The sequence below is a fragment of the Ureibacillus sp. FSL K6-0786 genome, from assembly GCF_037965165.1.
Taxonomy (GTDB): Bacteria; Bacillota; Bacilli; order Bacillales_A; family Planococcaceae; genus Ureibacillus; species Ureibacillus thermosphaericus.
Genome location: NZ_CP150191.1, coordinates 327282 through 349277, shown reverse-complemented (window position 1 = coordinate 349277; position 21996 = coordinate 327282). Strand labels below are relative to the sequence as shown.

The following is a 21996-nucleotide window of genomic DNA, read 5'->3' as shown; positions in this document are numbered from 1 at the left end:
CGTATAAATATTAATAAAATGTGAAAGCTCTCCTCAAAACTGTGGAGAGCTTTCTTAATAGTCTTTAATTTTTATTCATAAAATTGTACAATGAATGTAGGTAGAGATTGCAAAGAGAGGGGTTAGACATCGTGTCTGAAAAAGTGTCTATTTTAGTTGTAGATGATGAAGATCGCATTCGTCGCCTGCTAAAGATGTACTTAGAACGGGAAGGTTACGAGGTAGATGAAGCTGAGAACGGTGAAGTAGCGTTAAAAAAGGCACTAGATAATGATTATCATTGTGTCATTTTAGATATCATGATGCCGGAGAAAGACGGATTACAAGTTTGTGAAGAGTTGAGAGAGAAGAAATCTACTCCCATTATTTTACTGACAGCAAAAGGCGAAGAAGCAAACCGTGTGCAAGGTTTTGAATTAGGTGCGGACGACTATATCGTAAAACCATTTAGTCCACGAGAAGTGGTGTTGCGAGTGAAAGCGATTTTACGCCGCTCAAGTGCATTAAATCAAGTTTCTAGTACAACTACATCTCGAGATATCGTTGTGTTCCCTCATTTAACTATCGATAATGATGCACACCGAGTAACATGTGATGGACAAGAAGTAAACTTAACACCGAAAGAATATGAGCTACTTTACTTCTTAGCTAAATCACCAGATAAGGTATTTGATCGCGAACAATTGTTAAAAGAAGTATGGCACTATGATTTCTTTGGTGATTTGCGCACAGTCGATACGCATATAAAGCGCTTACGTGAAAAGTTAAACCGCGTATCAGACAAAGCAGCTAAAATGATTGTAACCGTTTGGGGCGTAGGTTACAAATTCGAGGTAATCAATGACTAGAATATGGAATAGTATTGTCGGGAAGCTATGGGCAACCATATTGCTTCTCGTTTCGTTTGTGTTATTTATTTTCACAGTTGCCATGCTTGAATTCTTAGATGATTTCCATATGAAACAAGCGGAAAGTTCGCTTAAGCAAACAGCAACGACCATCTCGAACATTGTTGCACATACAGATATCGATCAAATCACCGATGAGTTGTTGGAAGACTTATTAAATGGAGATACAAATGGATTTATTGCACTAAATAATCAAACTGTTATATCCAGTTATCAAACTGGAATAAATCAAGAAAAAATTCGAAATGCTTTGTTAAATTCTAAGGAATTTCAACGAGTCTTAGATACGAATGAACCGCTTATAAGACAAATGATTTTATCTTCTCAAGCGGATGAAGATAAAATGGAATCCTATTTTGTTTTAGGCTATCCATTATCGATTGAGCATGAAGTGCAAGGAGTTCTATTTATTTATCAAAACCCTTCTGCTCTTCACGAAACGACGAATCAAACGACGAAGATTGTCTTTCTCTCAGCATTTATCGCCTTTGTATTAACAACATTTTTTGCCTTTTTCTTATCTTCCAAAATTACGTTACCTCTCCGAAAAATGCGTGCCTATGCATTTGATATTGCAAAAGGTAAGTTTGATGAGCAATTGCCAACAAATCAAAGCGATGAAATTGGTCAATTAGCTGTAGCTTTCAATCAAATGGGGCGTCAGTTAAAACATCATCTCGAAGTCATTAATCAAGAAAAAGAACAGTTGTCTAACATTCTCACTTCAATGACAGATGCGGTAATTACGTTTAATCGTGATAAAACGATTTTGCTGAGCAATCCTCCAGCTGATCGATTATTACAACGTTGGTTTATTCGAAATGGGGTCGATAAAGAATTATTCTTACCAGAAGAAATTTATGCCATGTTAGATCATGTTCTAACTTTTGAAGATAAGTTGGAAGAAGATTTGGAAATAGACGGTTCGTACTACCGCATCACCATCAGTCCATTAAAAAGCAGTGGACAAGCAATCCGTGGCGCGATTGCAGTCATACGTGATATGACTGAACAAATTAAATTGGATAAATTACGTTCAGACTTTATTGCTAATGTTTCTCATGAATTAAGAACGCCAATTGCCATGTTGCAAGGATATTCAGAAGCAATTATTGATGGTGTTGTTGAGTCAGAGGAAGACAAGAATGAGATGATTAAAATTATTTATGATGAGTCTCAACGAATGGGTCGCCTAGTAGCGGATTTATTGGATTTAGCTCGAATGGAATCTGGACATACGACGCTTGTAAAAGAGTCTGTACCAATCAACCCTGTCTTTGAACGAATTACGCAAAAGTTTAGTCAAGTGGCGAAAGAAAATCATATTCAATTAATGTTCCATACGGAAATGTCAGATGATGTATTGATAAATATCGATGAAGACCGAATTGAACAAGTGTTAACAAATTTAATTGATAATGCGATACGTCATACACCAGAAGACGGCAGTGTAACGGTGTCATTGGAACAAGAATTATCTTATTTGAAAGTGCAAGTATCTGATACAGGAGAAGGAATTCCGAAAGAAGATTTACCTTTTGTGTTTGAACGTTTTTATAAGGCGGATAAGGCGAGAACACGCACGAGGAAAGTTGGCACTGGTTTAGGACTAGCTATCGCTAAAAATATCGTTGAAGCCCATAATGGTAATATACGAGTTGATAGTGAAGTTGGAGAAGGAACAACTTTTACTTTCTATTTGCCTTTAAACTAAAATAGTTTTTGGATGAGAATTCGTGGATATTCTAGGTAAATGAGTTGCAGAAATTTGGAAAGATAGGACTTGCCATTCTGCATAAGTATGGTACTCTTTTACCTGGAGTAGAAGCGAATTCTTTTTTTATATAAATGTTGAAGAACATTTAAAAGAAAAATAGCTCTCCAAATGAAACATTTTACGATTTGAAACGACAAAATTAATAAGGATGGAGGTGGCATGGATTTGAAAGAATCCATATTCCATCGACTGTATGATCAATATCATCAAGATGTATTCCAATTTTTAATCTATTTAGTAAAAGATCGATCGGTTGCGGAAGATTTGTCTCATGAAGTATACGTTCGTGTTTTAAAATCATACGAACGTTTTCAAGGGAAAAGTTCTGAAAAAACTTGGCTTTTTGCTATCGCAAAAAATGTGGCAATCGATTATTTTCGAAAAAATGCAGTTCGCTCAGCCCATTCTTTTACCGCCTTTGATTGGGAAACAGAACAACTAGTATCACCAACAAAATCACCAGAATCTTTCATAGAATTAAATGATGAGACAAGGCAAATACTAGAGGCGCTGGAAAAATGTACAGGTGATCAACAAATGGTGATAATTATGCGCTATTTTCAGGAATTATCGATTGCTGAAACTGCAGCAATTTTAAATTGGACAGAAGGTAAAGTCAAAACAACACAACACCGTGCAATTAAACAATTGCGAGAATTACTATCACGAAACAAGGAGGCGAGTCAAAATGAATCATGAACATTGGGATGAGGATCGAATTGAAGAGCTATTAAAAAATGTTCCAAAAATTCATGATGTCCGTTCAAAAGAAGAAGTATTTGAACGATTAAAAAGAGATGGAGTATTTGATGAAGAGCCTCCGAAAAATTCACCAATTATTAAAAAGAAAACGAAAATTATGCCATGGTTGATTGCTGCTTGTGCTGCGTTATTAGCAGCTGTTCTCATACCATCTTTGACGAACAATTCAATGGAGGAACAAGCAATATTAAATAGTGAACAAGATGATTCCAGTGGAGATCAACAGGAAATGGAAACTTTTGCTCTTCCGAATGACATGGAAGAAAAGGAAAACTTTGTACCTATGTCAACATCGGAAGCTGATATTAAAACTGCTGTATATCCTGAACAATTGGAAGGAAACACTCTTTTCAAGATTGGTCTTGCAAGCGATGAAGCAGAAAGCATTCCAGTAACAATCTTAATCCCAAATGAAAAAATTGTAGAAGATTTTGGGAAAGACAATCCAACACAGGTGGAGTTATACAATGAATATGCTCCGCAGTTAAATGAAAAGTTACTAGGGTTTAATGAATATCATCCATATGTGGGTGAAATAACAGAAAGTGAAGGAAAGGTTATTCATAAATTACCGAATAATCATCCATATGATGAAGATTCGGCAACTTATTATGCTACTTTAACAGATACCTTCTCTGATTACAGTGAAATGGAAATTGTTGATGAAAACAGCGAACCGGTAATTTTAGAGAATATTGGGGAAGAATATACCCTATTAACTGAAAAATCAAAGCAACATAGTTACTTTAAATATGTGCAAAATGATGGATCGGAGTTTTTAGCACCGAATTTTAGAGAAACTTATTCAACAGTAGAAGAAGCAATGGAAGCGTTAAAGGTAAGTACAAATGATATTTACAAATCAGTGATTTTACCCAATGTTGATTATTCCGTATCTGTCAATCATGATGTAGTAATAATTACATTTAAAAATCGCTTAGATTTATTTGAGTATAATCAAGTGGAAGCGATGCAAATGATTGAAGCGATGTTATTAACAGCAGCTGGATTTAATAAATCGGTACAATTTGAAAACATTGTACAAACAGAATGGGAAGGTTTCGATTTTACAAAACCGTTGCCAATTCCAGTTGGACCGAATGAGTTGCCATATACTGTATTAGAAAATAGATAAAGTTTTCCATTTGGGTATTTTGAAATTGATTGAGAAGAAGTATTAGGAATGCCGGGATAATATATTTTTATATATTTAAAAAATGATTGGAGTGCCGGGGTGAGTGCCTCTGTCGCTACGCTTTCGAGGCAAAGCGTCCCCGGTTCGAAAATCATTTTTTAGATTTTATCCAACCTTATTTATATTTGATATGTGAGAAAGTATGCGAAAAGACAAGGATATTGCTTTTCGCATTTTTTCTTTTATCGCATTTTATTAAGCAAACACATCTTTTTTTCTCATCCATTCCATGGCAAATAGAAAAGATATGATTATATAGAAAAGATTAATCAAAAAAAATGCAATATGATTCATCAAAGATGGTAAACCTGTTTGGCTAATCACGCTCATTCCCAACGTTAACAATGAATGAGGAAAGAATATTCCTAAATCTAATACATACAAACCTAAACCGATAAAGCTAGCACATAAACTGATGCCAATAGGAATGGCAAAACTCCTAATCACCATAGATAATGTGAGTTGTAAAGCGCTGATGGCAACGCCTGCAAACCAACCACGTATGAGCCAACCAAACAGTTCCTTTGGCAAAGAAGTAGAGAATCCGATTACTGCTCCTGCAGTAACATACAACAAGAAAAAGACTCCCTGCACAAATAACAGCATCAAGCTGATTGTAAATAATTTCGCCAAATAAATATTTGGCAAGGAAACTGGCATAGTCATCAGCAAATTCCAGTTTTTATTAAAATGCTCCAATCGCCAAATCAATGAACAGCATATAGCAATTAAAATGGGAAAGAAAAATTCCCCATAAAATAAACTCACTTGCGACCATAAACTATACCATTCATTTTGTAATATTCCTTGATTAAAGTAATAATTGATGCTTCCAATGAACGTGCTGATGATAGGAAGAATGATAAGAATATACCAAAAACGAGAATGTCGTAATTTCAGCCATTCTGCATGCAAACATTGAACGATCATCATGTCACCACTTTCCTTGAAAAATGAAATTGACCTCCAAAGTAAATGACAATTCCATAGACGATTAATATAGCAAATAAGGGTATCAAAGTATTGGTATTTTGAATGGTAAAGTGCACTTGTTCATCAAGGTACAATTGCTTTATAGGACTCAAGAGCATGTAATAGCTCCAAATAATGAATGTTTGGAATTTAGATGAGATAAAGTTGCTCGTTAAACCAAGAAATGCTCCAATCATTCCAAGTGTTAAGGAAAAAGCTTGATTTTTTAATGTCATCGATGCCCATTGCTGCAATGCAATGATGGTAAAACAAGTCAATGATGTACCCAATAAAAAAATGAATAGTAATTCGTAAGGTACATTTTCAAGACCTTTATACATACCAAATGCCCAAATGAATAAAAATTGACAAATGCTTACAAATAATAACATGATTGAAGAACAAAAGAATTTTGCGAAATACATCTGTTTTTGATTCATCGAAAGGGTAAGTAACAGTTTCCACGTATCCCCTTTATGTTCCATATCACATATACGAGAAACGCAAATAGCCGATAAAATTGGCAAAAAAACACAGTTTAATGAAGAAATTGTTAATATCATTAACTCCCATTTTGCAGTTTCAGCGTATTTATCAAGCAACAAACTGTGAAGAAGCAAAGCAAATTATTCAATTGATTAAGCCTGATCTAGCAATTTTAGATGTGATGTTGCCAGATGGCGATGGTTTTTCTCTCTTATCGACCATTCGCCAATATTCGAATATACCTGTTATTTTTTTAACGGCAAGAGGAGAAGATGAGGATCGTTTGCTTGGGCTTGGACTAGGAGCTGATGATTATATAATAATAAAGAATGATTGTTTTAATACTTCATATTAATTCCTTTACAAATACTCGGAATACTCCTATAATATTACTAAATTAAATGATTCATCTTCGGGGCAGGGTGAGATTCCCGACCGGCGGTATTAGAACGGTTGTTCTTAAGCCCGCGAGCTCTTTTTGAGCAGGATTTGGTGAGATTCCAAAGCCGACAGTATAGTCTGGATGGGAGAAGATGAAGGTACGGTCGTTTTTCGTTATGTAACCTAGACACGTGGCAATTATTGTGTTGGAAATTTTTGTATTAATCCAACGCGCTATTTTCCTATTCTCTTTTTGTCATGTGTAACTTTTCGTGTACCCATTTTCTCCCTTATGCTAGTTTGGCATAAGGGATTTTAATTTTTAACGAAGTCGACTATGTGCCTTTCTTCTTGCGAGTTGAATCAGCAAAGAGGAGAGAGTACTAATGAACAAAATGAAATTGCGTTCTTTTGTAACAATCGCAATGCTATCGAGTATTTCTTTTATTTTAATGTTTTTAAATTTTCCATTGCCGTATTTTCCGGTATTTTTAGAGATTGATTTTAGTGATGTTCCTGCATTGATTGCGGCAATTACGATGGGACCTGTTGCAGGAATTTTAGTTGAATTAATTAAAAATATCTTGAATTGGCTATTTATGGGTGCTCCTACTGGGGTGCCAGTGGGACATATGGCAAACTTCGCAACAGGGATCTTGTTTATCATGCCAGTCTACTATGTATATAAAAGAACTAATTCATTAAAAGGGTTAATTTTTGGACTAATAGCTGGAACATTTACGATGTCAATTGGCATGAGCATATTAAACTATGTTGCTTTCCTGCCAATGTACACATATTTCTTAGGAATGGGTACATTTGATGTAAAAGAAACTATCGTTCTAGGAATTTTGCCATTTAATATTATTAAAGGTATTTTGTTGATGGTCTTAGTATTGATGTTATTTAGAACGATGAGAAATTGGATTGAAAATCAAAGAGCACAATATTTATTGCAAAAACAATAATAGAACATAGATCATTAGGGGTTTGCTGTTTTGTGCAAACCTCTTTTATTTTGAGTAAATTACGAATACACTTTTGAAGGAATTGTATGATTGCTTACATTATATTTCCGTTCGATCAATATTATAGAAAGTTTATATTGTTTTAAAAAATTGATATGATGTAATCATCATGTTTATTAGTTTAAAGTCATAAAGGAAGGAATTTTTACAATGGATCAAAATAAAGGGCAATGGACGAGTAAAATTGGATTTATATTAGCTTCGGCAGGGGCAGCCATTGGACTCGGCGCTATTTGGAAAATGCCTTATGTGACAGGGCAAAGCGGAGGGGGAGCTTTTTTCTTAATCGTTGTTATTTTCACCCTTCTCATAGGATTGCCAATGCTATTATCGGAATATATTATTGGTCGTAGCACTCAAAAAGAAGCAGTAACAGCATATAAATTATTAGCCCCCCATAATCTTCGCTGGTCTTGGATTGGGAAGTTAGGAGTTATCGGTTGCTTTATTATGCTATCCTTTTACAGCGTTGTAGGTGGATGGATATTTATATACAGTGGCGTTTCATTGGTTGGAGGAGTCATTGAGCCGAATGCCAATCCAGGAGATTTTTTTAATTATGTTATAGGGACACCATGGATTACGTTGTTAGGTCTTGCACTATTTACTTTAGCAAATGTATTAGTCATTGCATTAGGAGTGCAAAACGGAATTGAAAAAGCCAATAAAGTTATGATGCCGTTATTATTCATTCTATTTATTATTTTAGTAGTACGCGGCTTAACTTTAGATGGAGCAGTGGAAGGGGTAAAATTTTTCCTATGGCCTGATTTTTCAAATATTACTGGGGAATCGTTATTGTTTGCTCTTGGACAGTCCTTTTTTGCACTGGCGGTAGGATTTTCGTGCCTTGTAACTTATAGCTCCTATTTAAAAAAGGAAGTTAGCATACCTCAATCGTCAACATGGGTTGTTGTGTTAACCATTTTGGTTTCATTTCTTGCTGGACTAGCAATTTTCCCAGTTGTCTTTACATTTGGAATGGAGCCAACTGAAGGACCGGGATTATTGTTTATGGTTTTACCTGCTGCTTTTAGTCAAATGGCTTTCGGTGAAGTATTTTTGGCGATGTTTTTGATATTATTTTTATTTGCAACGCTCACTTCATCTTTTAGCATGTATGAGATTATCGTTGCTGCGTTAATTGAGAAATTACATATTCGCCGCACGAAATTAACTGTCATTTTAGGAATCATCGTTTTTATTGTTTCGATTCCATCTGCATTATCTTTCAACTTATTAAGTAATGTGTCAATTTTTAATAAAAGTATTTTTGATGCCACGGATTATCTTGTTTCCAACGTGCTCTTACCTTTAGGAAATATATTAATTGCAATATTTATTGTATATGTGATGGATAAACAATTAGCAAAAAAGGAATTATTGCAAGGAAGCCAAATGGGGGAAGGTTATTATCACGTTTATAGAGCATTGATGACGTATGTTGTTCCGGTTGTGATTATAATTGTGTGCCTTGCAAGACTGTTTGGATTTTGAAACAGCAGCATACATATAGTAAAAATGACAACCGTTATAAGGAAGGTGTTATGGAAAAATCGAAAGTATCCATTTTCTTTCTCTTGCTTATTCTCTGTGCATTCACTTGGACGATTTATTCGAAATTTATAAAGAATGAAAAAGGTCTAGAGGAGTCTTTTACAGAAGACGAGTTTATCGATTTTCTTTATCAAAATTTAGGTTTAGAGGATCCACACGATGTTGACATTCATGAATTTGAATATGACATGATTGAAACTACTTATCAAGTGGTGGATGTTGAGGCAAGCGATTTTCAACTAAAAACAATGCAAAATGAAACAATTAAATTGTCTGATTTGAAAGGGAAAAAAGTTTTCATCAACTTTTGGACAAGTTGGTGCCCCCCTTGCAAAGAAGAAATGCCTCATTTAAATGAGTTCTATGAACAATTTGCAAAAAAGAACAATATCGAAATATTGGCCATCAACATTACCGATCAAGAATTATCAATGGATGACGTGAAAAAATTTGCTGACAAATATCAAATAAAGTTTCCTATATTATTTGATGATACCGGTGCGGTTTCGACGGAATATAAAATCATTACGATTCCTACAAGCTTCATTATAGATGAAGAAGGTAAAATAACCGAAAAAATTGTCGGCCCTGTCACAAAAGACATATTATTAGAAAAATTTCAGATAAATACATGAATACTTACTAAAAAACATAAACAAGACTAGACAGTATTAATACAAAAAAGACGTAAGTGATGAATATCCAGTTGAAATCAGGGGAGTCCATACTGAGTCATTTTGCTGATGGCAATGTGTTGATTATTGTTCGGAGCGGGGTTGGTTCATTTAATTGAACAGGGAATAGCTGAATTAACGAGGAAATCGATATTGCAAATGGATTCGAAAGAGAAGCATAGTTTAAAAGAATATTATGGTTATGTAAATAAAAGAGTGGATTACGATTTTAAGCCTCCTTTCTGGGGAAAATTTTTAAATAGTTGTAAGTAGGTCATTCGTTTAGAGAATGGCCTTTTATTGTGAGAAAAAAAGTAGCACAAACCAACAATTGATTTGTACTACAGCTAGTGAAAGATTATCCCATAATATGATAACCTGAGTCAACGTAAATCGTTTCTCCTGTAACGCCGCGGGATAATTCGCTAAGCATTACGACTGTCATATCTCCAACTTCTTCTTTATTTGTATTGCGTTTCAATGGAGATACTTCTTCATATCGGTGAAGGGCTTCGTTAAAGCTTGGAACACCTTTAGCAGCCAATGTACGAATTGCACCAGCGGAAATGGCATTAACGCGAATACCTTCTTTGCCAAGATCCGCAGCTAAATAACGAACGCTTGCTTCAAGCGCAGCTTTCGCAACACCCATGACATTATATCCTTCAAGAACTCGTTCTGCACCCAAGTATGACATTGTAACGATAGAGCCACCTTCTGTCATATAAGGACGCGCTGCATTAGCAACAGCAATTAATGAATATGCGCTTGTATCTTGGGCAAAGGCATAGCCCTCTCGCGAAGTTTCAACAAAGCGATTTTTTAAATCTTCTGCATGAGCAAAGGCTACAGAATGTACGATACCGTGGATGACACCGAATTGTTCACCAATTTGTTTGAATGCATTTTGAATCGATTCGTCGCTGTTAACGTCACATTGAATAATTGCTGTTTTGTGGTCTTGATAGTCTTCTAAAATTTTTTCTAGTTTTGCTTTTGAACGATCTTTTCGATACGTGAAAATCACGTTTGCTCCAACTTCTAATAGTTTCTTTGCTGCTCCCCAAGCGATGCTTCTTTCATTGGCTACGCCCATCACAACGATATTTTTATCTTTTAATTTTAATACATCCATGTACTTGACCCCTTTAACATCAGTTATTAGTACCAACTACTAGAAGTGTAACAGCATTTCTAATAAAAATCAATATAAACTATTGACTGCTATTTTGTAATACAATATAGTTATGTATAGCTACTTTGTTTTACAAGATAGGTGCGTATCATTCCAACAATTGAGGTGGTGAAGTCTTTGTCTATTCGGAGTCAATTGTTAAAGGGAGTGCTCGATGGATGTATATTAGCAATTATTGAAAAAGATGAGGTCTATGGATACGAATTATCAAAAAAGCTAGAACAAGTTGGCTTAGATATTAGTGAAGGCACAATTTATCCAGTGCTATTACGGCTTCAAAAAAATGGATATATTGTGGGGGAAATGAGGGCGTCTGTTTCAGGCCCAAATCGAAAATATTATTCTATTACGGTGAAGGGAAAAGAAGTACTTGATAATATTCGAGAAGAATGGAGAATCCTATCTTCTTCCATCGAAGAATTGTTGGGGAGTGATAATAAATGAAAGTTTCAGTGAAAGAGTTAATACGACAAAATAACGAAAAAAGAAAACAGCTTACACCAGAAAATCAGCAATATTATGAAAATCTCCTTGTTTACATTCGCGCAAATTTATCGAGAAATGAGCGAGCTACAGAGGAAGTTTTACTTGAAATGCTAGAACATCTATTAGAAGCACAGAAGGAAGGAAAAACAGCATCTGAAGTTTTCGGGAAAAACCCAAAAGATTTAGCGGATTAAATAATTGTCTCTTTACCAAAAGAATCTTGGAAGCGCCAATTAGAATTCGCTTTTGAAATCCTTTTTACGTTATTCGGGTGGTATTTGATTGTACGTGGAATATTTCCTTTACTAAATAAAGAGAATCAAATAATTTATTCTGGAAATCTTGTTATCTCAACTCTTCTTCTAGTCGGTAGTTTATTGATGTTGATTTATTTAATAGTGAATCTATTGAAAAAAGAAGCTTTTCAAGAACCAAAAACAAAACAAAAAATGACAATTTTATTTGGATTCATCACTATTGTTTTATTTGCGATGAGCTTTTATGTAAGATTTGCGATTCAACCATTTGGACCTTCATTTGAGGTTTCATATTATACCATTTTTGGCCTAGGGTGCTTCATGTTGTTAGCTTCTTATTTATTTAAGAAGATGCGGGAGCAAAAGGCATAGTAACGGAGCAAAAAACTAATTGTAAAATTCTAAGGGAAATAAAAATCAGGTGCATCCATGATCGGTGCACCTACTCTTATATTCTATTCAAATTTCAATGGGTCGCCATCGAAAGGTTCATCTGCCACTTTAATAGAATCTGTAGGGCAACCTTCAAAGGCATCTTGCATATCTTCCAGTAAATCTTCTGGTACTTCAGAGGTACCCGTGTTATCATCTAAAATAACGAAGGCAATTCCTTCATCATCGTAATCATAAATGTCAGGGGCAGCTGCGCCACAAGCACCACAAGCGATACATGTATCTTTATCTACAATTGTGTATTTTGCCATTTAGTAATCTCTCCTTTTTTCTATCGCGCTTCCAAGTTAAAGCTTCTTTATTATTCTAAAACTGTTTATTACACTTTTCAACATTAAGACTGTAAAATTGGAGGTTCTGATTTGCTATTTCAGTATTTAGTCTTAGATATATTAAAAACCGTAGAAAATGAGCGCACAATTTCTTCTCCTTATCATTTGCTGAAAGGGAAGCGCTCTGGCCAAACGATTCAAGATGTTGGTATATTTCGCTTGCATTCATATTTTGGTATTTTACCAACATTAACAAGGCAAATTTATGATAAAGAGATTCAAAAACTTGTTGAACATCAATTGATTGTTGTATCAGAAAATAGTTTTCAATTAACGAAACAAGCAAACGAACTTCTTCAGCATTATGAGCCACTTCCTTTGAATGGTTGGCAATATAGAGGAAACGAACAGATCTTTTTTTCAAGACTCTCACTAACAGTACAAAGTTTATCGCATGCAAGAGAAAATGTCATGGCATTTTCTCCTATTCAAAAAGATGAAGAAATTCAGCGTTGGGTGCGACATTTCCTTTTAATCAATGATTACAAATCAGGACTTCTAAACCATAGCTTATATGATGAAATTCTACAAAGTCTTGAAAGGGCACAAATCAATACACAAGCAAAAGAAATTGTTGTAAAACGATTAGCGGGCTATCAAGAAACTGGATTTACTTGGGAACAAATTAGCATGGAATATCAAATGGCCGAAATAGATGTTCAAATCATATTTGTAGCTTGTCTTCATCAATGGTTGAATGAAATACTATTGAACACGAAACAATACCCATACCTATCTCAAATCGCTGATAAGATTCGCGTAGAAATTCCGCTGACGGGTTCTGCTTATCATACTGCGATGCTCTTTAAAAAAGGCTATTCGATTGAACAAATCTGCAAAATTCGGAAGTTAAAACAAAGTACAATTGAAGACCACTTAGTTGAATTAGCAATCAATGATTCAACGTTTCCTATTGAACAATTTATAAAAAAAGAAGATATACAACTCGTACTTACAGCGACAGAAGATTACAATACGAAAAAGTTGAAAATTCTTCATGAAGTGCTACCGCATTTATCTTATTTTCAATTGCGTCTTGCACTGGCGAGAGGTGAAAAATTTTGCAATTAGAACAGCTGTTACAAAACCATTTTGGATACACTTCATTTCGACCAGGACAAAAAGAAGTCATTGAACAATTAATGAATGGAAGAGATACAATCGCTTTACTTCCCACTGGAATGGGGAAATCCTTATGTTACCAGCTTCCAGCATACATATTTAAAAAACCGATATTAATTATTTCTCCATTACTATCCCTCATGCAAGACCAAGTTGACCGAATGAAACAATTTGGTGAAAAACGGGTAGTAGCATTGAATTCTTTATTGAATCGTGAACAAAAACAACGAGTTTTACAATATTTACCTCAATATCGATTTATTTTTAGTTCACCGGAAATGTTGATGCAGGAACAGGTTAAAAGCAGACTGAATCAGATGGAATTGGCGTTAATTGTGGTTGATGAAGCACACTGCATTTCCCAGTGGGGATTTGATTTTCGACCGGATTATTTGAAAATTGGAGGCTTAATTAAAGATAGGCGACCTCCGATTTTAGCATTAACTGCAACTGCAACAGAAAAAGTGCTAGAAGATATAAGGCATGTTTTAAAGATGGATGACCCTTATGAATACATACATTCCGTTGACCGTCCAAACATTCGTTATGGGAAAAAAATATTTCACACAAAGGAAGAAAAAATGGAATGGCTCATTGAACATGTTTTACATACAGAAGGGCCGGGCATTATTTATACGCGTTCGAGAAAAAGAACGGATGATATCACAACACAATTATTGAATCATGGGCTTTCTGTTTCTTCCTATCACGGGGGAAAAGATGCGGTAGACCGACAATTTATTCAACAGCAGTTTTTAGACGGCTCATTGGAATGGATTGTTGCTACGAATGCTTTTGGCATGGGCGTACATAAAGAAAATGTACGTCAAATTATTCATGATTCAATTCCATCAAACATTGCAGATTATATGCAGGAAGTAGGAAGAGCTGGTCGGGACGGCAAAGACGCAGTTGCTATTTTGTTGTATGGTGATGGGGATGAAGATGTAGCTCACTATATTGCAGGGGAAGATTTGCCAAATGAAAATCAAATTGAGTTGTACGTTGAATATGTAAGAAGGCAAGTTAACCCGAAAGAAATGGTTCATGATGGACTGATTTCTGAAACGTCTTTTCGCGTGTTGCACTATTGGATGGAGCATTATTCGATGGATGAAGTCAAGTCTATTTTTCGACAAATGATGAATGACAAATATCGTTCTGTGGAAGAAATGTTGAACATTGTAAAAAGTAATCAATGTATTCGAGAACAACTTGTCCATTACTTTGGCCAAACATTAAATAGTAAACCAGAGCATTGCTGTGAACATTGTGGTTTAGAATATCAGCATTTTCTTCTTCCAAGAATAACAAAAGATACAAAAAGAAATTCGACCACTTGGCAGACGAGATTGCGACAAATTTTGTTAGGAACTGACTGATTGTAGTAAAATAATCTTAATTACGACAAAAATCTTTGAAAATAAAAATTTCCTCTCATTTACTTTTTCCCTCATTTTCGTCATAATTAGATATGATTGCAAATGGAGGTGCAATATGAGTAAAAATGATTATCGAAAAAAGATTGAAGAACATCGCCAATCGATTGAGATAAAAGATTCAAATACGAGACTAAGTCGTTCACAACGTCGACGTAAAAAGAAAAAATCGAAAGAAACTCCATTACTCACCACTTTAACCGTTATTCTAATCGGTATTCCATTAGCGATTTTAATATATGTTTGGGGCTTTTGGAATCCAGGAGATAATGAAGAAGTTGCGGTTGATAAAGATGAAAATTTAATTGAAGTCCAAAGAAATAATGCAGTAGCAGCTAGTAATAAGGATGAAAAAGATAAAGCGGATGAAAACAAAGAAAAAGAATCTTCATCTGAAGCAACGGAAAAAGAAGTAAAAAAGGATTCTGAAGCTAAATCAAGTGAAAAAGAACCAATAACCGATTCTTCACATAAACAAACAGAAAAGGACGATTCTTCAAAGAAAAATGAAAATAGTCCTCCTCAACAACATGAAAAGCAAAAAGAAAATGTAAAAGTACATACTGTTAGTGCAAATGAAAACTTATTCCGTATTGCAAAGCAATATTATAGTGATCCTATGAGTGGTGTTGAAAAAATTAAAGCGGCAAATAATTTATCATCCGATATCATTAGTCCAGGACAGTCGCTCGTAATTCCGGAATAAAAGAAAATATTTTATCAGTTGAATAAAATCCAGTAAAATATTATACATTACTGTAGGCTAGTGGATTGAAAAGACGATGGTATATTCACCACGTCTTTTTGTTTTATCAGGAGGGGTACAACTTACATGATTGTTTTGGCAACGGTCCTCATCTTCGGTTCAATCCTTTCCTTTATGGTAAAGGAAGCTTTTGAAAATAACGTCATTCATCATGAAATATCATTAAAAGGTAAAAAGGAAAAATACACGATATTTTTCATTTCTGATATTCATACCCGATTAATTAGCGACAAATTGATTCAAGACATAAACGCTCCAATCAATGCTGTTATTATTGGAGGAGATTTAGCAGATAGGAGAACAAAAATATCGACCATTTACCGCAATCTTCATCTTCTAAAAACATTAGGTCCTGTTTATTTCGTTTGGGGAAATAATGATCGGGAAGTGGGAGAGGAGCGATTAAGAGAAATTTTTCAAGAAACGGGTGTACAAATCGTAGAAAACGATGCAGTGTTACTCCCGAATACGATAAATCGATGTTGGTTGAGTGCGGTCGATGATCTATCATCACGCAAAGCTCAACCTGAAAAAGCATTTAGTAAATGTCATCCTGAGGATATCGTTATTTTCGTTTCTCATAATCCAAATCTATTTCCAAAATTAAAAGATTATCATGCTGATCTAAGGTTGGGCGGACATTTCCACGGAGGACAAATTCGATTAGGGCCTTTTGGTATTTATCCTGTTGGCTCGTTTAGCGCTAAAGATGGCAAGTATACACTCATTAGTAATGGTTATGGAACATCGATGGTACCCTTACGTTTTGGTGCCAAACCTGAATGTCACATAATTGACTTAAACTTCCATAGTGAACTCCAAACAAAGGATTGACAATTCGCGTTATAATAAGAAGTAGTTTGTCGAATTAAGGAGATGTATTCAATGCAAAAAGTAGATGCAATTATCGTTGGAGGAGGCCCTTGTGGTTTATCGGCAGCGATTGAACTGCAAAATATTGGGCTAAAACCCATCGTGATTGAGAAGGGGAACATCGTAAATGCACTTTATCATTACCCAACCCATCAAACATTCTTTTCAACAAGTGAGAAATTAGCCATTGGCGATGTTCCGTTTATTGTTGAACAACGAAAACCAAGCAGAAATCAAGCTCTTGTCTATTATCGTGAAGTCGTGAAATTAAAAAATATTCATGTGAACCGATTTGAGAAAGTAATTTCTGTGGAAAAAAGACAAGATGGATTATTTACTGTAACATCAGATAAAGCACAATATGAAACACCTTACGTTATTTTGGCGACAGGTTATTACGATCATCCAAATTATATGAATGTCCCTGGAGAAGACTTACCAAAAGTATTCCACTATTTTAAAGAAGCCCATCCATTCTTTGATACAGATGTGTTAGTTGTTGGTGGGAAAAACTCTGCGGTTGATGCAACTTTAGAATTGCATAAGGCAGGAGCACGTGTTACGGTTGCTTACCGAGGCAGCGACTTCTCTCCTAGCATTAAACCTTGGATATTACCAGAATTTCAATCGCTTATCCGAAATGGTGAAGTGGTCATGCACTTTAAAACGACCGTTAAAGAAATTCGTGAACATGAAGTTGTTTTAAATATTAATGGGAAAGAAGAAGTAATTAAAAACGATTTTGTTTTTGCAATGACTGGATATCATCCAGATCACTCTTTTATTCGAAAAATGGGTGTAACGATTGATGAGGAAACAGGTCGACCTACATATCATCCTGAAACGATGGAATCAAATATTGAAAACTTGTTCATAGCTGGAGTTCTCGCTGCCGGCAACAATGCCAATGAAATTTTCATCGAAAACGGTAAATTCCATGGAGCCTTTATTGCAAAAGCAATTCAAGAAAAAATGCGAAAAAGTAAGGGCTTATCCAAAAAGTAAAAATTATTGCCTACAAATTGTTTTGTCGATTTTCGTTTCTGCGGGCTTTCTGCGGGGGGATTCTTAGCCTCGCAGGAGCTCGTTCTTCACTTCTGTGATTTTTACGCTTTTCCAATAGAAAGTCTTGCTTTGCTACGGAAGAGGAATGACGGGACAAGCCGCCTTCACTTAAATGGACATTTCAAATAAAACATTTCTAAAGTAAACGAGTCTTTACGGACAAGTTTTACATTTTCATAAAACAGATTTTATATTAATAGCATGAAATCAAGTAATGTTTTTTCATAAACGGTTTTTTTGGATAGAGGAGGAATTGTTTTGAGAATTTTAGTTGTAGGAGCTACTGGTACAATTGGAAAAGCAGTAGTTGAAGAAATGAAAGATAGAGCAGAAATTATATGTGCAAGTCGCAGTAAAGCGGACATAAAAGTCGATATTACATCAGTTGAAAGTATAAAACAGATGTTTAAAGAAGTAGGCGAAATCGATGCTTTAGTAAGTGCAGCGGGAGGAGTGCACTATACGTCCCTTGAAACATTGACGCCTGAACTAAATCAAATTGCAGTACAAAGTAAACTTTTAGGTCAAATCAATTTAGTATTACTAGGTTTACCTTATATTAAGGACAATGGATCAATTACTTTAATAACTGGAGTTCTAATGGATGATCCGATCAAAACTGGAGCTTCTGCAGCCATGGCAAATGGTGGCGTACATGCATTTGTCAAAGCCGCAGCTATTGATATGCCAAGAGGAATTCGAATTAATAGCGTTAGCCCAACAATTCTAGAAGAATCATTTGAAGATTATGGATCTATGTTTGAAGGATTTGAGCCAGTTCCCGTAAAAAGAGTTGCTCTTGCCTATAAAAAGAGTATTCTAGGTGCTCATACGGGCAAGACATTCTATGTTTATTAATAAATCGTGTCATTTTAAGCATTACCCTCGCATTTAATGAATGGGTAGTGCTTTTTTATGAAAAATGGATTGAATACTTTTATATGCAATAATTACAATGCATATTTCGATAAGTCGAACTTTTTAAATTTACTTCGAAATGAGGATATAACAAATTTTACATTATAGAAATATTTCTGATATGAGGTAATATATAGGATATGATGATTTGCACTTTGAAAAAGAAAGAGATTTGTATTGGGGATGCAACGATCTACAGTACATTTTAGTGTTGCAGCGCAAAAAAGGGGTTTTAAAAAAATTTTTGATTTCGTGAGGTTTTCGCGACGGATAATCGTCGCTTTATTTATTGTTAGAAATTTTATGGTCCTAAACTTTAAAAAAGGTAGGTAATACTATAAAATATTATGTATAAGGAAGGGAGCGTCGATATTGTTTATTTTACTCTCTGCAGCGATTGCTCCAGGATTAGCATTATTTAGCTACTTTTATTTGCGAAATCAAATGGCGACTGAACCTCGAAAAACACTTTTTCGAACATTTATTTTTGGACTATTAATTACTTTCCCTATTATGTTCATTCAATATGTCTTGCAGGAAGAACAATTAATTACAAATCCATTTCTCCTCAATGTTGTTTTCTCAAGTACTATGGAAGAATTTTTTAAATGGTTCATTATTTTTGCATTTATTTATCGCCATGTTGAATTTGACGATCCATATGATGGAATTTTGTATGGAGCAGCTGCTTCGCTTGGGTTTGCCACAATGGAAAATCTCCTTTATTTGTTGACATTTGGAATAGATACGGCATTTATGCGTGCATTACTACCTGTATCAAGTCACGCATTATTTGGTGTGGTGATGGGCTATTATTTTGGGAAAAGTAAATTCACAAAGAATAATCGTTCAATGGAATACTTAGTTCTTTCTATTGGAGCGCCGCTTCTATTGCATTTTGCCTATAACTCTATTTTGATGTTTGAAGATTATTGGGTTTATTTAATCGCACCATTTATGTTATTTTTATGGTGGTTTGCGTTAAGGAAAGTGAAGTTAGCTCACGAGCATTTAATTAAGCATTTAATAGAACAAAATAAAATTTAGCATGACCTAAAAGGAATGAGATTGCTTTTTAGGTCATTTTTTATTTTATTTGAAAATAACAATAAAATTTCATTCACTGTACATAATAACTCCTGAATGGTCGTTTCGATTGTTGATTCGACCATTTTTTCATTCGAATGTGCATAAATGATGCTAAATTTAACATGCTATGAAAAAGGAGTGAAATATATGGTAAGAAAACTTCTGATCTCAATGCTCATATTAATGACCACAATCGGTACATTTACTGTCATGAAGCCTGAAGAATCATTCGCTTTTTCTAACCAAGTTTTAGAACGGGGAGCCTTCGGTGATGATGTGATTGAGTTACAAGCAAGATTACAATACTTAGGATTCTATCATGGAAAAATTGATGGGAAATTTGGCTATGGTACTTATTGGGCTTTACGAAACTTCCAAGAAAGTTATGGCTTGAAAGTGGACGGCATTGCAGGAGCACAAACAAAAAGAGTACTTGTTAACAACAGTGATTTTGATCGTGAATGGGTTCATGCTCAAATCAATGCAGGTAGAGATTTTACTTATTATGGTGGAATTCCTCTGAACCAACAAGTAAAAGGCAACAAAGGATCATCAGGAAGTACAAGTTATCAACTACCTCCGAAATTTACAGAACAAGATTTACAACTAATGGCGAATGCAGTTTATGGTGAGGCAAGAGGAGAACCGTACGAAGGGCAAGTTGCAGTGGCAGCAGTAATTCTAAATCGACTTGAATCTCCAGATTTCCCGAATACCATCTCAGAGATCATTTTCCAACCAGGTGCATTTACAGCAGTAGCTGACGGACAAATTTGGTTAACGCCAAATGAAAGAGCAAAACAGGCAGTACTTGATGCAATGAGCGGATGGGATCCATCTGAAAATGCTCTTTATTATTTCAATCCTAATACAGCTACAAGCAAATGGATTTGGTCAAGACCTCAAATTAAACAAATTGGTCAACATATCTTTTGCTATTAAAGGAGCGACAATATGAAAAGTGCAGTTTACTTACTTTCCATTGCTGTTATCGCACTAGGATTATATGCTTTTGATGTCAAAGAAGATAATAAACAATTACAACAAGCTATTCATGCTCAATATACAAACTCATTATCCAATGCCAGCGAAAAATTATCCTATTTGCAACGGTCTGTAGCTCAATCCCTATTGTTCCAGGATGAGAAGGCGTTACAAAATGAACTTGATAATATTTGGCGTACTAGTAATGAATTACGTTCATCTATTAGTGGGTTGCCTTTAAATCCTGACGTAGCAAATCAATGGCTACGATATATTGGGAAAATAGGAGATGAAGCAAAAAGAGCTTCGACAAATGGTGATTATGAAACTTGGCAATCCAAAATGAAAGTTGTAAACAAAAATTTAGAGCAACTAACAGATGAATGGGCTGTTGCAACAGCTCAATTTTATGAGAATGATGGGAACTTTGATAAATGGCAACAAGTTGCAAAAACAGAGCTTGAAGAATCACCATTTAAAAACCTCGCATCAAACTTAAAAACTTACACGGAAAAGGACTTCCCATTAACAACGAGTGAATCTGATTGGCTAAAGAAAAGAGACTTAAAACATATAAGAGATCGTGAAATTACGAAGGACGAAGCAATTCAAGTATTAGAGAAACTAGTTCCTGGAATTGAAGATGCTACGTATACTGTATCGAAAAGTAAAGATGATGCACCTTATCCGTTTTATCACATTCAATTTGTAAAGGGTAGTCGGGTCGGATATGCGGACATTACTGTAAAAGGTGGCCATTTAATTTCCTTCTTATCTGAACGTCCGGTACAGCCAGACAAAAATATTACACAAGAAAAAGTGAAGGAGTTAGTACAACAATTTATAGACCGAGCTGGATATGATGATTTAGCGTTAGTTGAAATGCGAGAAAACCATGAAGCTTGGCATATTCATCTTGCTCGAGTGGCTGGCAAGCATAATGCGTTTGTGTATCCTGATGGAGTACAATTAAAAGTTTCTAAAGATAGCGGTGAGTTATTAGGGCTAAATGCAATGGAATATGTACAAAGAGAAAACATTAATGAAAACCAGCCAGTGGTACCGATCGATTGGAAACAATTCTTCCGACCAAATACAGTAGTGGAAGAAGAGCGGTTTATCTACACAGAAAATGAAGCATATGAATTAAGATTATGTTATGAAGTAATTGCTCGTTTTTCAGACAATATCAATCAAACATATCGAGTTGTTGTGGATACGGAAAATCATGATGTCATAAAAGTGGAACAATTACCATAATTATCAAAATGCTCTAG

The 21996-nt window shown here is 35.0% G+C and carries 23 protein-coding genes, 1 pseudogene and 1 riboswitch; of the genes and pseudogenes, 20 read left to right on the top strand and 4 right to left on the bottom strand.

Annotated elements, in window-relative coordinates:
• The first annotated feature begins 131 nt into the window (after positions 1-131).
• The 4 genes from NSQ18_RS01755 (at position 132) to NSQ18_RS01740 (ending at position 4582) form a co-directional block, all read left to right on the top strand.
• Positions 132-848, top strand: a complete 717-nt coding sequence (locus NSQ18_RS01755) for a response regulator transcription factor (RefSeq protein ID WP_016836919.1) — start codon at positions 132-134, stop codon at positions 846-848.
• A complete protein-coding gene (locus tag NSQ18_RS01750) occupies positions 841-2622 on the top strand; it encodes an ATP-binding protein (protein ID WP_096550778.1) in 1782 nt (593 codons plus the stop codon). Before NSQ18_RS01755 ends, NSQ18_RS01750 begins: the two co-directional genes overlap by 8 nt.
• Before the next feature lie 228 nt (positions 2623-2850).
• Complete coding sequence (locus NSQ18_RS01745) at positions 2851-3384, top strand: RNA polymerase sigma factor SigX (RefSeq protein ID WP_026018951.1); 534 nt, start codon at positions 2851-2853, stop codon at positions 3382-3384.
• The gene (locus tag NSQ18_RS01740; RefSeq protein WP_339288745.1) at positions 3374-4582 is read left to right on the top strand and encodes a hypothetical protein; all 1209 of its coding nucleotides are present in this window, start codon (positions 3374-3376) and stop codon (positions 4580-4582) included. Before NSQ18_RS01745 ends, NSQ18_RS01740 begins: the two co-directional genes overlap by 11 nt.
• A 255-nt stretch (positions 4583-4837) precedes the next feature.
• Here the strand turns inward: NSQ18_RS01740 and NSQ18_RS01735 are convergent, their stop codons facing one another.
• Positions 4838-5572, bottom strand: a complete 735-nt coding sequence (locus tag NSQ18_RS01735) for an ABC transporter permease (RefSeq protein WP_339289568.1) — start codon at positions 5570-5572, stop codon at positions 4838-4840.
• A complete protein-coding gene (locus tag NSQ18_RS01730; RefSeq protein ID WP_339288743.1) occupies positions 5572-6177 on the bottom strand; it encodes an ABC transporter permease in 606 nt (201 codons plus the stop codon). The genes NSQ18_RS01735 and NSQ18_RS01730 overlap by 1 nt, the downstream gene beginning before the upstream one ends.
• Here NSQ18_RS01730 and NSQ18_RS01725 point away from each other — a divergent pair.
• The 4 genes and pseudogenes from NSQ18_RS01725 to NSQ18_RS01710 all read left to right on the top strand — a co-directional run.
• Positions 6156-6422 (top strand): annotated as a pseudogene (locus NSQ18_RS01725) (response regulator); the annotation flags it as partial. The gene NSQ18_RS01730 and the pseudogene NSQ18_RS01725 overlap by 22 nt on opposite strands.
• An 82-nt stretch (positions 6423-6504) precedes the next feature.
• Positions 6505-6639: riboswitch (FMN riboswitch) on the top strand.
• Positions 6640-6867: 228 nt separating this feature from the next.
• A complete protein-coding gene (locus NSQ18_RS01720) occupies positions 6868-7449 on the top strand; it encodes an ECF transporter S component (protein ID WP_016836928.1) in 582 nt (193 codons plus the stop codon).
• 210 nt (positions 7450-7659) lie between these two features.
• Complete coding sequence (locus NSQ18_RS01715; protein WP_339288741.1) at positions 7660-9006, top strand: sodium-dependent transporter; 1347 nt, start codon at positions 7660-7662, stop codon at positions 9004-9006.
• Positions 9003-9701 carry a TlpA disulfide reductase family protein gene (locus tag NSQ18_RS01710; protein WP_339288739.1) on the top strand — a complete coding sequence of 233 codons (699 nt, stop codon included), beginning with the start codon at positions 9003-9005 and terminating at the stop codon, positions 9699-9701. The genes NSQ18_RS01715 and NSQ18_RS01710 overlap by 4 nt, the downstream gene beginning before the upstream one ends.
• Before the next feature lie 397 nt (positions 9702-10098).
• Here NSQ18_RS01710 and fabI read toward each other — a convergent pair whose 3' ends face one another.
• Complete coding sequence (gene fabI, locus NSQ18_RS01705; RefSeq protein WP_016836931.1) at positions 10099-10875, bottom strand: enoyl-ACP reductase FabI; 777 nt, start codon at positions 10873-10875, stop codon at positions 10099-10101.
• 177 nt (positions 10876-11052) lie between these two features.
• On the opposite strand from fabI, the gene NSQ18_RS01700 reads away from it, so the two are divergent.
• The 3 genes from NSQ18_RS01700 (at position 11053) to NSQ18_RS01690 (ending at position 12050) form a co-directional block, all read left to right on the top strand.
• Positions 11053-11379, top strand: coding sequence for a PadR family transcriptional regulator (locus tag NSQ18_RS01700; RefSeq protein ID WP_016836932.1), 327 nt, complete (start codon positions 11053-11055; stop codon positions 11377-11379).
• Positions 11376-11615 (top strand): DUF1129 family protein, encoded by a 240-nt coding sequence (locus tag NSQ18_RS01695; protein ID WP_339288736.1) that lies wholly within the window; start codon positions 11376-11378, stop codon positions 11613-11615. Before NSQ18_RS01700 ends, NSQ18_RS01695 begins: the two co-directional genes overlap by 4 nt.
• An 84-nt stretch (positions 11616-11699) precedes the next feature.
• Positions 11700-12050, top strand: coding sequence for a hypothetical protein (locus tag NSQ18_RS01690; protein WP_339288735.1), 351 nt, complete (start codon positions 11700-11702; stop codon positions 12048-12050).
• A gap of 83 nt (positions 12051-12133) precedes the next feature.
• Here the strand turns inward: NSQ18_RS01690 and NSQ18_RS01685 are convergent, their stop codons facing one another.
• Positions 12134-12382 carry a ferredoxin gene (locus tag NSQ18_RS01685; protein WP_339288733.1) on the bottom strand — a complete coding sequence of 83 codons (249 nt, stop codon included), beginning with the start codon at positions 12380-12382 and terminating at the stop codon, positions 12134-12136.
• A gap of 111 nt (positions 12383-12493) precedes the next feature.
• On the opposite strand from NSQ18_RS01685, the gene NSQ18_RS01680 reads away from it, so the two are divergent.
• The 9 genes from NSQ18_RS01680 (at position 12494) to NSQ18_RS01640 (ending at position 21979) form a co-directional block, all read left to right on the top strand.
• Positions 12494-13534: a helix-turn-helix domain-containing protein gene (locus NSQ18_RS01680; RefSeq protein WP_339288732.1), complete on the top strand. Its 1041-nt coding sequence runs from the start codon at positions 12494-12496 to the stop codon at positions 13532-13534.
• Positions 13525-14967: an ATP-dependent DNA helicase RecQ gene (locus NSQ18_RS01675; protein ID WP_339288730.1), complete on the top strand. Its 1443-nt coding sequence runs from the start codon at positions 13525-13527 to the stop codon at positions 14965-14967. The genes NSQ18_RS01680 and NSQ18_RS01675 overlap by 10 nt, the downstream gene beginning before the upstream one ends.
• A 115-nt stretch (positions 14968-15082) precedes the next feature.
• Positions 15083-15730, top strand: coding sequence for a LysM peptidoglycan-binding domain-containing protein (locus NSQ18_RS01670; protein ID WP_016836937.1), 648 nt, complete (start codon positions 15083-15085; stop codon positions 15728-15730).
• Positions 15731-15856: 126 nt separating this feature from the next.
• The gene (locus NSQ18_RS01665) at positions 15857-16624 is read left to right on the top strand and encodes a metallophosphoesterase (RefSeq protein ID WP_339288728.1); all 768 of its coding nucleotides are present in this window, start codon (positions 15857-15859) and stop codon (positions 16622-16624) included.
• 51 nt (positions 16625-16675) lie between these two features.
• Positions 16676-17668, top strand: coding sequence for a YpdA family putative bacillithiol disulfide reductase (locus NSQ18_RS01660; protein WP_339288727.1), 993 nt, complete (start codon positions 16676-16678; stop codon positions 17666-17668).
• Positions 17669-17986: 318 nt separating this feature from the next.
• Complete coding sequence (locus NSQ18_RS01655; protein WP_016836940.1) at positions 17987-18586, top strand: short chain dehydrogenase; 600 nt, start codon at positions 17987-17989, stop codon at positions 18584-18586.
• A gap of 432 nt (positions 18587-19018) precedes the next feature.
• Entirely contained in the window at positions 19019-19693 is a 675-nt protein-coding gene (gene prsW / locus NSQ18_RS01650; protein WP_016836941.1) for a glutamic-type intramembrane protease PrsW, read from the top strand.
• Between the two features lie 213 nt (positions 19694-19906).
• Positions 19907-20677, top strand: coding sequence for a spore cortex-lytic enzyme (gene sleB, locus NSQ18_RS01645; protein ID WP_050988823.1), 771 nt, complete (start codon positions 19907-19909; stop codon positions 20675-20677).
• 12 nt (positions 20678-20689) lie between these two features.
• Positions 20690-21979: a PepSY1/2 domain-containing protein gene (locus NSQ18_RS01640; RefSeq protein WP_016836943.1), complete on the top strand. Its 1290-nt coding sequence runs from the start codon at positions 20690-20692 to the stop codon at positions 21977-21979.
• Positions 21980-21996 lie beyond the last annotated feature (17 nt).